The 554-nt window shown below is 59.4% G+C and carries 1 rRNA gene; it reads right to left on the bottom strand.

What is annotated here, in order from left to right:
* Positions 1 to 554 (bottom strand): 23S ribosomal RNA (locus IEZ09_RS46065); the annotation flags it as partial.

Genomic DNA, 554 nt, shown 5'->3' with positions numbered 1-554 from the left:
CAGCATGGGATCACTCTGCTTCGCCTCAATCGGCTACGCATCACGTCTCAGGATATATGCCTGGCGGATTTGCCTACCAGACTCCCTACACGCTTGCACCAGTACTACCACTCACTGGCGGAGCTACCCTCCTGCGTCACCCCATCGCTTGACTACTACAGAATCGGGTCCCGCGCTCCACATGCCCGATGGTCCGAAGACCGGTGGACATGCTTTGGGCGGTTAGCATCAACTGCCTCGTCATGGGCGCGTTCACACGGGTACGGGAATATCAACCCGTTGTCCATCGACTACGCCTGTCGGCCTCGCCTTAGGTCCCGACTTACCCTGGGCGGATTAGCCTGGCCCAGGAACCCTTGGTCATCCGGCGGACGAGTTTCTCACTCGTCTTTCGCTACTCATGCCTGCATTCTCACTCGCATAGCGTCCACGGCTGGATTCCTCCGCCGCTTCAACCGCCACACGACGCTCCCCTACCCATCCCGACATACATCGGAATGACACAGCTTCGGCGGTGTGCTTAAGCCCCGCTACATTGTCGGCGCAGGACCACT

It is taken from the genome of Lentzea flava (assembly GCF_014648475.1).
In the GTDB taxonomy this organism is placed as follows: Bacteria; Actinomycetota; Actinomycetes; order Mycobacteriales; family Pseudonocardiaceae; genus Lentzea; species Lentzea flava.
The sequence above is the reverse complement of the archived record's forward strand: the minus strand, read 5'-3'. Positions and strand labels throughout refer to the sequence as shown.